11 protein-coding genes are annotated in these 13,521 nt (G+C 43.5%); 7 read left to right on the forward strand and 4 right to left on the reverse strand.

Annotated elements, in window-relative coordinates; genetic code table 11:
- Positions 1-40: 40 nt before the first annotated feature.
- From MHN30_RS06330 to MHN30_RS06340, 3 genes are all read right to left on the reverse strand, one after another.
- On the reverse strand, positions 41-1,510 hold the full coding sequence (locus tag MHN30_RS06330) for a fibronectin type III domain-containing protein (RefSeq protein ID WP_239358946.1): 1,470 nt from the start codon (positions 1,508-1,510) through the stop codon (positions 41-43).
- 211 nt (positions 1,511-1,721) lie between these two features.
- Positions 1,722-2,588: a fibronectin type III domain-containing protein gene (locus tag MHN30_RS06335; protein ID WP_239358947.1), complete on the reverse strand. Its 867-nt coding sequence runs from the start codon at positions 2,586-2,588 to the stop codon at positions 1,722-1,724.
- Positions 2,589-2,757: 169 nt separating this feature from the next.
- Positions 2,758-3,387, reverse strand: a complete 630-nt coding sequence (locus tag MHN30_RS06340; RefSeq protein ID WP_239358948.1) for a LysE family transporter — start codon at positions 3,385-3,387, stop codon at positions 2,758-2,760.
- A gap of 116 nt (positions 3,388-3,503) precedes the next feature.
- Between MHN30_RS06340 and MHN30_RS06345 the strand changes: the two genes are divergently transcribed.
- Complete coding sequence (locus tag MHN30_RS06345; protein ID WP_130165383.1) at positions 3,504-4,421, forward strand: LysR family transcriptional regulator; 918 nt, start codon at positions 3,504-3,506, stop codon at positions 4,419-4,421.
- 283 nt (positions 4,422-4,704) lie between these two features.
- Here MHN30_RS06345 and MHN30_RS06350 read toward each other — a convergent pair whose 3' ends face one another.
- Positions 4,705-5,313: an outer membrane beta-barrel protein gene (locus MHN30_RS06350; RefSeq protein ID WP_130165384.1), complete on the reverse strand. Its 609-nt coding sequence runs from the start codon at positions 5,311-5,313 to the stop codon at positions 4,705-4,707.
- 73 nt (positions 5,314-5,386) lie between these two features.
- Between MHN30_RS06350 and MHN30_RS06355 the strand changes: the two genes are divergently transcribed.
- The 6 genes from MHN30_RS06355 to MHN30_RS06380 all read left to right on the forward strand — a co-directional run bounded on the left by MHN30_RS06355 (position 5,387) and on the right by MHN30_RS06380 (position 13,476).
- Positions 5,387-5,848: a hypothetical protein gene (locus tag MHN30_RS06355; RefSeq protein WP_239358949.1), complete on the forward strand. Its 462-nt coding sequence runs from the start codon at positions 5,387-5,389 to the stop codon at positions 5,846-5,848.
- Positions 5,849-5,972: 124 nt separating this feature from the next.
- Positions 5,973-6,446 (forward strand): DUF411 domain-containing protein, encoded by a 474-nt coding sequence (locus MHN30_RS06360; protein WP_239358950.1) that lies wholly within the window; start codon positions 5,973-5,975, stop codon positions 6,444-6,446.
- The gene (locus MHN30_RS06365) at positions 6,446-7,768 is read left to right on the forward strand and encodes a TolC family protein (protein ID WP_239358951.1); all 1,323 of its coding nucleotides are present in this window, start codon (positions 6,446-6,448) and stop codon (positions 7,766-7,768) included. Before MHN30_RS06360 ends, MHN30_RS06365 begins: the two co-directional genes overlap by 1 nt.
- A complete protein-coding gene (locus MHN30_RS06370; RefSeq protein ID WP_239358953.1) occupies positions 7,761-9,488 on the forward strand; it encodes an efflux RND transporter periplasmic adaptor subunit in 1,728 nt (575 codons plus the stop codon). The genes MHN30_RS06365 and MHN30_RS06370 overlap by 8 nt, the downstream gene beginning before the upstream one ends.
- Before the next feature lie 12 nt (positions 9,489-9,500).
- Positions 9,501-12,614: a CusA/CzcA family heavy metal efflux RND transporter gene (locus MHN30_RS06375; protein WP_239358955.1), complete on the forward strand. Its 3,114-nt coding sequence runs from the start codon at positions 9,501-9,503 to the stop codon at positions 12,612-12,614.
- Between the two features lie 199 nt (positions 12,615-12,813).
- Positions 12,814-13,476, forward strand: coding sequence for a hypothetical protein (locus MHN30_RS06380; RefSeq protein WP_239358957.1), 663 nt, complete (start codon positions 12,814-12,816; stop codon positions 13,474-13,476).
- Positions 13,477-13,521: the final 45 nt, after the last annotated feature.

Here is a 13,521-nt window from a genome sequence, read left to right on the forward strand (position 1 = left end):
TTTTACGAACTAAGCCTGTCTCAGCAGGCGATATTTTTAACTATTGGTTACTTTCAGCAACCGGACTACCGAGTAGATCAGTATGAATAAAAACAGTTTTCTTCAATTGAAGAGGTTTGTCTTCTACTTTTACCTGATTTGAGTGACTCCAACCGGAGCAGCCATCGTTATTACAGGCCTTAACTCGGTAACTATATAATTGTGGCTTAAGCGCACTCTCTGTTATCGTATTAACCGTATACACTTCTCGGTTAAGCCACTTTCCATTATCTACTTTTACTTCAAAAACATAGTTTAGTGCTCGACGTACTACCGACCAAGTAATCTCAATATCATAGTTGTTCTTGAGCGTTGCTGTCACCACCTCTGGACCTTGTGGTAAATTGATGATAGTAATGGCCTCTGAATAACTCCAAGGTGAGCAATCTCGACGAGTATCCCCGCAAGCCTGAACGCGATATTGATACGTATTTGGATAAAGATCCTTGAATATGTCTGAAGTGCCAGAATATACTTTAGAGTTGAACCAAGAGCCATTGTTAACTTTCACTTCTCGAACGTAGTGTTCAGCTCCGGCTACACTAGACCATGACAGATTAATATCATCACCAGCTTGGATTGCAGCAGACACTTTTGTTGGAGCATTTAAGGTCTTAATAGTGACGGAATTTGAGTATGTCCATTCAGAACAATCTTGGGAGTTACAAGCTTTAACCCTGTAGCGATATTGATTTGGCGTAAGATTGTCAAAAGATACTGAGGTACTTGTATATTCTTTTGGGTGGATCCAAGAGCCAGTGCCAATGCGTGCTTCTCGAACATAGTAACTTGCACCACTAACAGTCGACCATGAAATTGTAACATCGTTGTTGTTTTGAATTACAGCAGTTACTTGACTTGGAGCGTCGGGAGCCCCTGTTACATTAATTGTATTAGAATAAGTCCAAGTAGAACAGCCACGGTAGTTGCACGCTTTTACCCGGTATTGATATTGATTCGGTGCAATATCATTAAAAGAGGCGGTATTACCTGAATATTTTACTGGATTGATCCATGCTCCAGAACCAATACGAGCTTCGCGAATATAATAGTCCGCGCCAAGAGCACTTGACCAATTTATTTCTACATCATCTAAGTTTTTAATTACCGCCGACACATTTGAGGGAGCAGGTGGGGTATCATAAATGGTTATTGTGTTTGAATACTTCCAGCCTGAACAGCCACTAGCATCACAAGCTTTAACTCGGTATCGATATTGATTAGGCGCGACATTAGTAAATGAAACCGAAGTACTCAAATATTCTTTTGAATGCATCCATGAACCCGAGCCGATTCTAGCCTCTCGGATATACTTAGTTGCTCCACTAACACTACCCCAACTAATTGTAATATTGCTGTTACTGGTTACATTCGCACTCACATTATTTGGCATTGTAGGTGCTGCGCTAGTAGATATAGAGAATAAGGCGGTGAAAAGCGCTATTCCCCATGTTAATACACTTTTTTTCATTTAATTATATCCTTTGGGATATTTTTGCCTTTCAGTCCGAACTTTTGTAACTGAAGCATCTTTATTTAAGGCTTTTTGTATCTTTTGAGTACGGGTGTAATAAAGATACATAAAAAATCTAGCCCAAGAGGTGCTTTACAATATAAATATCTTTTGGGCTATACAATGAAGAGATAACTCGTATGTACTTTAATCCTGATATTAACCGTTTTTAATTTGGTTTAGGATAAGTCGCGATAATATTCGAGTAGGTCCAAGTAGAGCACCCAATTTTATTACATGCTCGCACACGATATTGGTATTGGTTTGGCCCGACGTTATAAAAAGCGATTGCATTCCCTGTATACTCGACAGGGTGTATCCATGGTCCTGATCCCACTTTAGCTTCTCTTACATAGTAATCTGCGCCAGTCACAGACGACCATGAGATATATACACTATTACCATTTTTAACATTGGCTATTACTTTTAATGGTGCTACTGGCTCAAGTGATATAGAAACCGAGTTAGAAACTGTCCAAGCAGAGCATCCTACTAGGTTGCAAGCTTTGACTCTGTATTGATAACGATTTTCCGACAAACTACTGAAAGAGACAGAAGTACTTTCATAAACTTTAGGGTTAAACCAATTACCATCACCAATTTTGACTTCGCGAATATATCTCTCTGCGTTACTCACTTCAGACCATGAAATATTGAGGTTATTTTGACCTTGAACATTAGCGGATACATACAAGGGGGCCGTAGGCAAACCAACAGCAGTTACTTTATTCGAGTAGCTCCAATCTGAACAAGTTGCTGAATTACAAGATTTAACGCGATATTGGTATTGATTTGGTGCGACATTTTCAAATGAAACCGACGTGCTTATATATTCTTTAGGGTGGATCCAGTCTCCTGCACCTATGCGCGCTTCACGAACATAAAAAGAAGCTTCTGATACACTTGACCATTGAATGTCAATACTATTACCACCTCGAACTGAAGCAGTTACGCTATTAGGTTTAGACAAATAAGCACTTGCTGAATTAGAAAAGAAAGAAACACTAAAAAGCATTACTGCAAAGATTTTTTGCATTTTAAATCCTCGGACTGTTAAAAGGCTAATAAGCCAAGAATGTTCTCCCTCGGGGAGGTTACGCTGAATCTGATAAGTATACATAATAGGTATAAATGTAACAATAATTAGCATTGATATTGGAAGCCCTAAGGTGGAAAAACGGAAACCCTTATTCGGCTTTCTTGTGTTAAGCAATCAACAGCCTTAATGAGAAGGCCATAAGCAAAACAGCAAGTGCTTTTTCAACCAGATTCATCTTGTTCAAGAACCAAGCACGGGAAGATGAGGCTGAGAATAATAAGCTGACACAGATAAACCACAAGGCGTTAACACTGCACATCCAAGCGCCGTAAAAAAGTTGAATATGTAACGGAGTTCCTTGGCTGACGACATTGGTTACCACGGCTAAGAAAAACAGGGTTGCTTTTGGGTTGGTTGCATTAGTTAAAAAACCAAGACTAAAGGCTTTTTTGAGCGACTGTGAGCTTACATCAGCTTGGGCATTTTCTGCATCCAGTTGAATCGCTCCTGCACTTTTGAGCAGTTGAATAGCAATGTAGATAAGATACGCAGCGCCGATTAATTTAGCTACTTGTAAAACCCAAGGTGAGGCCTGCATCAGTGCGCCGACACCAAGTAAGGTATATAAGATATGAACACTAAGTCCAGTGCCAATCCCCAAGGCGGTCATTGCGCCATGTAGTCTGCCGTATTTTAAGCTTTGTCTGACTGTAATAACAAAGTCAGGGCCTGGCAAGATGACTGCAACAAAATGAATGATGGCTAATGATACAAACTCTGGCCAATACTGCACCATAATAAGCTCCTAATATAATATTGAATAATTGAGAACATTGTATTTTCATTCTCATGAGAAGATAATAATCTAAAAATAGAAATAACTTTTGCGTAGAGCGCACAAATAGGAGAGCTATGACGACCAGTAAACATATTGAACTACTGCAAGAAATGTCGATTTTTGTTTCGGTAGTGAATACTGGAAGCTTCTCCAAAAGCGCTCGGCAATTAGGTGTCTCGCCGTCATCAGTGAGTCGTGCCATAAAACTACTTGAACAGCAATTGGGGGTGTGTTTACTTCAACGTACCACACGTAGCTTAAGATTGAGTGAAACAGGAAGGGCTGTGTATGAGCACTGTACTCAATTGGAACAAGCCGCCAAAGACGTCATCTCGCTTTGTGAAAGCTATCATCAAACGGCACAAGGAACAGTAAAAATCGCAGCGCCAAAAGCGGTCGCACATTCACTAATTCACCCAAATGTGATGGCGTTTCTAGGCGAATTTCCAAATATTGACGTTCATTTGGTGCTAGACGACAACGCGTTGGATTTGATCCGGGATGAAATAGACATTCTATTTAAAATTACCAACGAGCCTCCACAAGGCTTAATAGGTAGAAGTGTAATGACGATAGAACATATAGTGGCGGCATCACCAAAATACCTTGCGACCCACTCAATTCCTACTCACCCTAGAGAACTAGTACAACACAGCTGCATTGCTTTGGGGGAAACGGATGCCGATGCTAAGTGGCGATTCAGAAAAGGCACACAAAAACACACAACCCCAGTTAACGGGCGCTATAAGGCAAATCACACTAGAGTAAGGTTAGATGCTGCGCTGCAAGGGCTTGGGATCACAAGCTTACCTATGTTTGTAGCTAAAGATGCGTTAGCGTCAGGGGAGTTGATACAGGTATTACCTGAATGGCAATTTGATACTCACTATTCAGGCGAGCTGTGGATGCTATATCCTGCAACTCGCCATATCCCCGCAAAGGTGAGTATTTTTGCTGACTTTATTGTACAGCGACTTACAAAGACTTGTTGATCTTTGCAGTGTCTAGGGCCTGTTGACCTTTGATTTTTGTTTCCCCTGAGTGGGGTTTGGTCGCGGCGCTCGACTTGCCGCTTAGTAATCTAAGCAAAAGTTGAGCAACAATGAACAAAGCACACTCAGGGAAACCCAAGGGCAGCGCTTGATTGGCATTTCTACTGCGTTATCGCCTGACTCACATAGAATAACTATGCTACGCAGGCTCTGCCTTGTATAAATACCATTCAAACTGCTGCAAAAACAAACTTGAAAGATAAACAGGCCCTAGTTCTAACTATTAGAGCGAAAAGCGATAACTTAATGTTGCGCTCGCTTGATATTGGCTCATTATTTCGTCGTCGAAGTGCCAGCTACAGGTATTTTGGGTTTCTGGATCGACATCGCAAGTGACTTTAGAGTTGTTGTTGAGGATAGTTGCAATCCATCGTGCTTCAGCACCAAGATGAAAACCTGCGCCAAGGTTATATTCAAAACCTGTGTATAACCCTGATGCAAAGAAAGTGTCAGAGTCGATAAAATTAGGGTCAACAAAGGTCGCACCAATTTGTAAGCCTAGATAAACATCTAAGTTGTCTGTGAGAGGGCGTACCACTGCACTTTGAAATAATAGATATTCCATTTCCACTTTATTTAGCGGATAAGCGGTAAGTTGGGTCTCAGTTTTTCCGTAGTAGAAGCCATAACGGCCTTCAGGTACATATTTATCGATACTTAATCCAAAGTGCGAATCGTCTTCTAATTCATACTTTTGGTGACGAGAAGTTTCGATATCACTGCTGTACGTTTTGCCACCATAAATAGAGACACCAAAGTCTCCAAAATCTGCAGCACTGGTTTTGCACGATGCTGCTAAAGCTAAAATAGTAGCCACTGTAACTAATTTCATATAGTTCATTTCCTTGAGTTGGAAGAGTTTTTTGATTTGGGCTCTAGTATATCAATGATGAAAGAAAATAATAATGAGGTGGGCCTATTTACTTGCATTTCTTTGGTTAGGTTTTTATTATTACTTCGCTTATTTTATTTGGAAAAGTACCTTGCAAGTATTCTTACGTTTACTTATCACAATGTTCGTGGTGGCTACACTAAGTGGTCAAAACGCGGCTGCCTCTATGGCAGCATGTGAAATGCATGGCGCTACCAGTCATGAAACAAGTCATCAAATGCTTCAAAGTAACGTGCAATCGGCAGAGCCTCATCATCATGAAATGATGGTTGAGATGGATTGCTGTGACCCTCAAAACACAACACAATGCAGCGATTGTACTTGTCCCACACATATGTGCTCCACAAATCTTGCAGCGTTTTCGCCAAGAGAGTGGGTAGCGCCTATTGTACTGAAAAACGATAAATTAAGTTTCACAAGTGGCCAGCTTAGCGACTATCCTCGCTCTCTTTATAAACCCCCGATACTTGCCTAACCGCAGGGCAGATCTGCCTTAATTTCAAAGTTTTGTACGATTAATCGTCTTTTTTGGCGTAATTTTCAACGAATTGATTGATACCTGTTGCACTAACGTAATTGGTATTGCATGCGAGGTTAGCATGAAAAAGTTTTATTTAGTGATGTCGCTATGGCTTATGAGCGCCATGGCATATGGTAAATCCAATATAGAATTGGAAGTCTTTAAATCCCCAACCTGCGGCTGTTGTGAGCTGTGGTTAAACCACTTAACTGCGCAAGGTATCGCGCACAAAGCCACCGATTTAAATTATCTTGGCTCACTTAAGAGTAAGTTTGGTATTAAGCAAAACTTTCAATCTTGTCACACCGGGGTTTCTAAAAATGGTTTTATTTTTGAAGGGCATGTTCCTGCCAAGTTTATTAAACAGTTTTTGCAAAACGAAATGTTAACTCAAGACATACAAAATATCGGCTTGAGTGTGCCGGCTATGCCACTTGGATCGCCTGGTATGGAAGTTGGCGAGCGTTTTATGCCCTATCAAGTATTGCTACTTAAAAAAGATGGGAGCTATGAGATTTTTGCTGAAATCGACAGCTATGAGGAGCAGTTCTAATGACAATTAAAGTTTCCCTGTTTATCACAACACTGATACTGCCACAGATAGCACAGGCCAATATTGCAACGTTAGAGCAAGCGATAGATGCCGCTATCAGTAACGATCCTTGGCTTAAATCTAGCCAATACAAGCGTTCTGCGATGCAATCTATGAGCCGCGAAGCGCTAAGCTATCCTGATCCTCAGGTGTCCATCGGTATGATGAATCTGCCTGTTGATAGTTGGGAGTTTAATCAAGAAGGGATGACTCAGCTTAAAGTTGGCGTGATGCAGATGTTACCGCGAGGAGATAGCCTCGAAATTAAGAGCCAGCAATTGGCACTTGACGCTAAAAAGCAACCGATTTTACAAGCGGATAGAAAAGCGCAAGTGCGCCGCGATGTTTCTCAGGTGTGGCTTGATATTGTGCAAGCCAAAAAGACGTTAGAACTGATTGAACGCGATAGTGTGTTGTTTGACCAAATGGTAGAAATAGCCAATGCTAGCTACTCCAATGCGCTGGGGGTAACACGCCAGCAAGATGTGATCCGTGCTCAACTTGAGGTGATGCAATTAGACGACAAGCGTTCCGCGGCTTATCAGCAGCTTAACACCGCTAAAGCAAAGCTTTCGCAATGGCTATTAAATGATGCATTCACTAATTCAAATGCACTGAGTGTCCTTGAACAAAACGAAGTGACACTGCCGTTGATCCGCTCAATTGCGCCAAAGTTGATGCAGCAACGTCCAGTTGATAGCCAAGCTGTAGTACAACATTTGACTCATCACCCGTTGGTTGTTGCAGCCGACGTTGATACATACCGCGCCAATCAAGGGGTAAAGTTAGCTGAGCAGGCATATAAACCACAGTTTTCCGTCAATGCGAGTTACGCATATCGGGATGATGCGCCGGATCAGATGTCTCGCACTGACTTTTTCAGCGTTGGTGTGTCATTCGACGTTCCGTTATTCACAGATGGAAAACAAGACCAACAAAAAGCGGCAGCGACCGCACAAGTTGAGGCGAGTAAAACCGATCGGTTGCTGGTGCTAAAGCAGCTGTTTTCAAACTTAAATGGAGAAATTCAAACTATCCAACGATTGCAAGAAAGGCAATCGCTATACGCAAAATCAATTGTGGCACAAAGCGCTGAACAAGCCGAAGCTGCATTGACCGCTTATACCAATGACGATGGCGACTTTTCCGAGGTAGTGAGGGCGCGCATCGCGAAACTGAATGCGCAGTTATCAGCGCTTTCCATTGATATTGCATTGTTAAAAGCGGTGGTACGCAGTAACTATTATTTGGCTCAAATTGAAGAGGGTGCAAGCCATGAATAACAACTTAAAAATGACGCTAGTTGCCGTCACGACATTAACGGCCGGCGTGCTAGTTGGGATTAACCTCTCTTCAAGTAACGAGTCTGCGGTGCCGAAAAACGCTGAGAAAGCGCCACTTTATTGGGTCGCGCCTATGGATCCGAACTATCGTCGTGATAAGCCAGGTAAGTCTCCGATGGGAATGGATCTTGTGCCTGTGTACGAAGAAGAGTCTGCGAACGAAAAATTTGGTGAGGGGGTTGTGGAGATAGCGCCTCACGTTGAAAACAACTTGGGCGTTCGCATTGCGTTGGCCATGCGTCAAGCGATGTCTCACCAAATCCGGACTGTTGGGTATGTTCAGTACAACGAAGATAGCTTAGTTCATATTCACCCCCGAGTTGAGGGTTGGGTTGAAAAGCTCTACGTGAAAGCAGCAGGAGATCCGGTGAAGCAAGGCGAACCTCTGTACACCTTGTATTCGCCGCAATTGGTCAATGCGCAAGAAGAATATCTTATTGCTAGAAAGCGTAATAATCAGGCGCTGATAAACGCAGCGCACGAAAGGCTCAAAGCATTGCACCTGAGTGATGACTTTATCAATACGCTTAAAAAAACGGGTGAAGTGCATCAAAGCATTACCTTTTATGCGCGTCAATCTGGGGTGTTGGATGGACTCCAGATCCGAGAAGGGTTTTACGTAAAGCCAGGCACAACGCTAATGAGTATCGCCAAACTAGACGAAATTTGGGTTGAAGCTGACGTATTTGAACGTGATGCTATGTTGGTCGCTCAGGGGCAAGCCGTTTCCATGAGGTTAGACTTTTTACCCGGCAGAACGTGGCGAGGGCAAGTCGATTACGTCTACCCCTCACTCAATGAAAAAACACGAACACTTAGAGTAAGGCTCAGGTTTGACAACAGTGATGCGCTGTTAAAGCCGAATATGTTTGCGCAAGTGAACATTCATGCCGACTCTCGTGACGACGTATTGCAAGTGCCGAGTGAATCTGTGATCCGCACCGCCAAACAAAACCGTGTTGTCGTTGAAGTTGCACCCGGTAGCTTTAAATCGGTTGCCGTTGAACTGGGTCAAATTGGTGATGAAAACATTGAAATCCTCAATGGCCTTAACGAAGGAGACAAGATAGTTACGTCAGCCCAATTCCTGATTGATTCTCAATCGAGCATTACTTCTGACTTTATGCGTATGGCGCCAGTTGCAGAGGCTAAGTCAGTTTGGATTGAAGGAGAAATTCAAAGCGTGAACTATGAAAGTCGAGTGGTGAATATCGATCATCAGCCCGTACCCGAGTGGGAATGGCCTGAAATGGTGATGGATTTTTCAGTGGCTGACAGTGTCGATGTTGAAGAATTAAACGCTGGACAGACTTTGCATTTTGAAGCCACTAAACAAGATGATGGCAGCGTATTACTGACAGGTATTCACATTATGTCTGAAGGCAGTATGACCGAAAATACACTGCCTACAGCAACAGTGGGTGGCGTGATAAACGCCATCAACCCTGACACCCGAGTGCTTAATATTTCTCGCGACGCCATTGAGAAATGGGACCGTCCCGCAACAACGATGGACTTTGTTGCAGCTGAGCACATTGATTTAAGCCAGCTTATGACAGGAATGAAGGTGACTTTCACCTTTGAAGTGGGTGACGAATTTGTGGTGACTGATATCAAACCTGCAGGTGAGATGTCGATGAATATGCATTCAGGCCACTAAGGAGCGTTCGCAATGATCCAAGCAATAATTCGCTGGTCAGTATACAACCGCTTTTTTGTGGTATTGCTGACACTTATGCTGATGGGGGCTGGGCTATTTACCCTTAAAAACACGCCTGTCGATGCCATTCCGGATTTGTCTGATGTACAAGTCATTGTCAAAACACCTTATCCAGGACAGGCACCACAAGTGGTGCAAGATCAGGTGACATTTCCGCTGACCACGGCAATGCTCTCCGTCCCGGGCGCAAAAACCGTACGTGGTTATTCTTTCTTTGGGGATTCCTATGTTTACGTTATTTTTGACGATAAAACGGATCTTTACTGGGCGCGCAGTCGTGTGCTCGAGTATCTAAGTCAAGTCGCACCACAATTACCTGATGCGGCAAAACCGCAGTTGGGCCCTGATGCCACTGGGGTGGGTTGGGTGTATCTTTATGCATTAGTCGATAAAACCGGCAAACACGATATTAGCCAACTACGCAGCCTACAAGATTGGTTTTTAAAGTTTGAGTTGCAATCGGTTGCCGGTGTGTCAGAAGTAGCGCCGATTGGCGGTATGGTGAAACAGTATCAAGTACAGGTTGATCCCAATAAACTGCGCGCTTACGGTATTCCGCTTACGCATGTGCAGCAGGCGTTGCAACGCGGTAACCAAGAATCTGGTGCTTCTGTGATTGAGATGGCTGAAGCCGAATATATGGTGACAAGTACGGGATATATTCAAAGCGTTAATGATATTGAAGCTATCCCACTTGGGCAAGCTGTCAAAGGCACGCCATTAACGATAGCAGATGTTGCGTCTGTCAATATTGGACCGCAAATGCGTCGTGGCATTGCCGAGCTTAACGGCGAAGGAGAAGTTGTTGGCGGTGTTGTAGTCATGCGCTTTGGAGAAAACGCGCAAAAAACCATCGACGGCGTAAAACAAAAGCTCGCGGAGCTACAACACGGCTTACCTGAAGGGGTGGAAGTGGTGACGGTTTACGATCGCTCCGAGCTTATCACCAAAGCCATTGATAATCTTTGGTCTAAACTGCTCGAAGAGCTGGTGGTTGTGGCCTTAGTGTGTGTAGTGTTCTTATTTCATATTCGCTCTTCCGTGGTTGCCGTGATCACTTTGCCACTTGGCATTCTGGTTGCTTTTATCGTGATGTATTTTCAAGGGGTGAACGCAAATATCATGTCCCTTGGTGGCATAGCCATAGCTATTGGGGCGATGACCGACGGTGCAATCGTGATGATTGAAAACATGCACAAACACATGGAAAAAACGCCACTCAATGATGAAAACCGCTGGGAAATCGTTGCTAAGTCGGCTTCTGAGGTGGGTCCTGCACTGTTCTTTAGTTTGTTGATTATTACCGTAAGCTTCTTACCTGTGTTTATTCTTGAGGCGCAGGAAGGACGTATGTTTGCACCACTGGCATACACTAAAACGTATGCGATGGCCGCATCGGCAGGGCTTGCCATTACGCTTATTCCTGTGCTGATGGGGTACTTTATTCGCGGTAAAGTTGTGCCCGAGCATAAAAACCCAATCAATCGAATGTTGGTTGGTGCGTATATACCCTTGTTGAAACAAGTATTACGCTTTCCCAAGCTGACGTTGTTAGCCGCTGCAGCTATTACTGTCGTTGGCTTTTATCCAATGGATAAAATCGGCAGTGAGTTTATTCCGCCTTTGGATGAAGGGGATTTAATGTACATGCCGACTACATATCCAAGTATTTCGATTGGTAAAGCCAGAGAGATCTTACAGCAAACCGACAAGTTGATAGCGACGGTGCCCGAGGTAAAAAATGTCTTTGGTAAAATCGGTCGCGCGGAAACCGCAACCGATCCTGCACCGTTGACGATGATTGAGACCTTTATTCAATTAAAACCTAAAGATCAGTGGCGTGAGGGAATGACCACTGAAAAGCTCAAAGCAGAGCTCGATAAGCTAGTGCAGTTTCCGGGCTTAACCAATGCTTGGGTGATGCCCATCAAAACGCGTATTGATATGCTCGCGACGGGGATTAAAACGCCTGTTGGGATTAAAGTCGCAGGTCCAGATTTAGATACTATCCAAAAGATTGGTCAAGATCTTGAACGTATTCTGAGTAAGGTAGAGGGTACAGCTTCGGTCTATTCAGAGCGGGTCGCTGGGGGGCGCTATATTAAGGTCGATATTCAACGTGATAAAGCCGCGCGATTTGGGCTCAATATTGCTGATGTCCAGCAAGTGGTCGCAACTGCAATTGGTGGAATGGATGTCACGCAAACCATTGAAGGACAAGAGCGCTATCCGGTTAGTTTGCGCTATCCGCAAGACTTACGCGATTCTCCCGAAACGCTGCGGAAGCTTCCTATAGTCACCGCCGAGGGATTAAATATTGCCCTAGGTGATGTGGCAACTATCTATATTGAAAACGGGCCACCGGGCATTAAAAGCGAGAACGCTCGCATTAATGGTTGGACGTTTATTGATTTAGATGGTGTCGATGTTGGCCGCTATGTGGCAGCAGCTAAACAAGTACTGAGCGAGCAGCTGGAGTTACCTGCAGGTTACTCCATCAGTTGGGCTGGTCAATACGAGTATATGGAGCGTGCTAAAGCTAAATTGACTTATGTGGTGCCGCTCACGCTTGGGATCATTATCGTTTTACTCTATTTGAACTTTAGAAGCTTTAGCGAAGTGGCAATCATCATGGCGACGTTACCTATGGCGATGATTGGTGGGCTGTGGTTACTATACCTTGAGGGGTTTAACTTTTCGGTCGCGGTAGGCGTTGGTTTTATAGCGCTTGCAGGTGTTGCGGTTGAAATAGGCGTGATCATGCTCGTGTATCTCAACCAAGCCATTAGGGAGCTTAAAGATAAACCGCAAGCATTAACAGTTGAGGCCATTAACAATGCCATTTTAGAAGGCGCGGGCAAGCGTATTCGTCCAGTCATGATGACGGTGGCAACGATTATTATAGGGTTATTGCCAATCCTTTACGGTTCGGGCACAGGTTCTGAGGTAATGAGCCGCATCGCCGCGCCTATGGTGGGCGGCATGGCAAGCGCGCTATTACTTACCTTAGTGGTGTTACCCGTAGTATATATGTTGATGATCCGTTGGCGTGAGAAAGTTAATTAATCGATAGCGGAAAAAGTTTGCCTCAAGCGCAGTAATATTAAGCGCTTGAATGGCAAACTTTGGTTTGGCAAAACCCGATTACATCGAAAAAAGTGGTTAAAAGACTCTTAGGACCCTAACTAACCCGAGATCAGGTTAATAACGCTTCCTTGGCGCACTTATTGCTGTACTAGAACAGTCAATGTAACAAGGAGCGAGTATGTACATTCAAAATTCACCCTATTCACAAATGTATGGTTCGAACGATCTTTATAGTCGAAAGAATAATAATGTTGTGAGTGATCAAGACATTTCTAATTCGGCGGCAAAAAACTCGGGAACACCTTCGTTTATGGAAGCCGCAAAGGCTGTACAAGAAAAAGCGTCGAACAACACCCAATCGACTTACCTTACCAAACATTTTGAGCAAGCTGAAAAGCTAGCCCATGAATCTTTGGTGAGTTCAAATCACAAAATAGGTAGCCGTGAATATAACATCGAGATGTATCGTGAAATGATGACGAACATTGTAGAGATGCCGATTGAAGTAGAAATTGCACCAGAAGAGATGAATCAAGCGCTGTTATTTAATCATCTGGGATTAGACTTTAAAGAGTATAAAACCGTTTCAGTGCGTTCAGAGTTGTTAACTATGCTTGAGCAAAAAGTTGAGCAAGACAGTACGCTAATTAGATCAGATAAAGCAAAATTAACTGCAATTATTACCGATACGCAAGATAGGCTAGAAGCTGCGCAAGCCGCGTTACTTGAAGGTGAAGATATTACTCAGCGACTGCAAGATAGCAAAAAAGCTATTTATCATGCTTACGAGCAGCTTAAGCTTGGTAAGGTAAGTCAACGAGATTTGCTTTCGGTTTTATAGTTGACATGAATGTTAATTAAGGCTTGTTGATTGTGCAGTAAAGCG

The organism is Pseudoalteromonas sp. OF7H-1 (assembly GCF_022347825.1).
GTDB lineage: Bacteria > Pseudomonadota > Gammaproteobacteria > Enterobacterales > Alteromonadaceae > Pseudoalteromonas > Pseudoalteromonas maricaloris.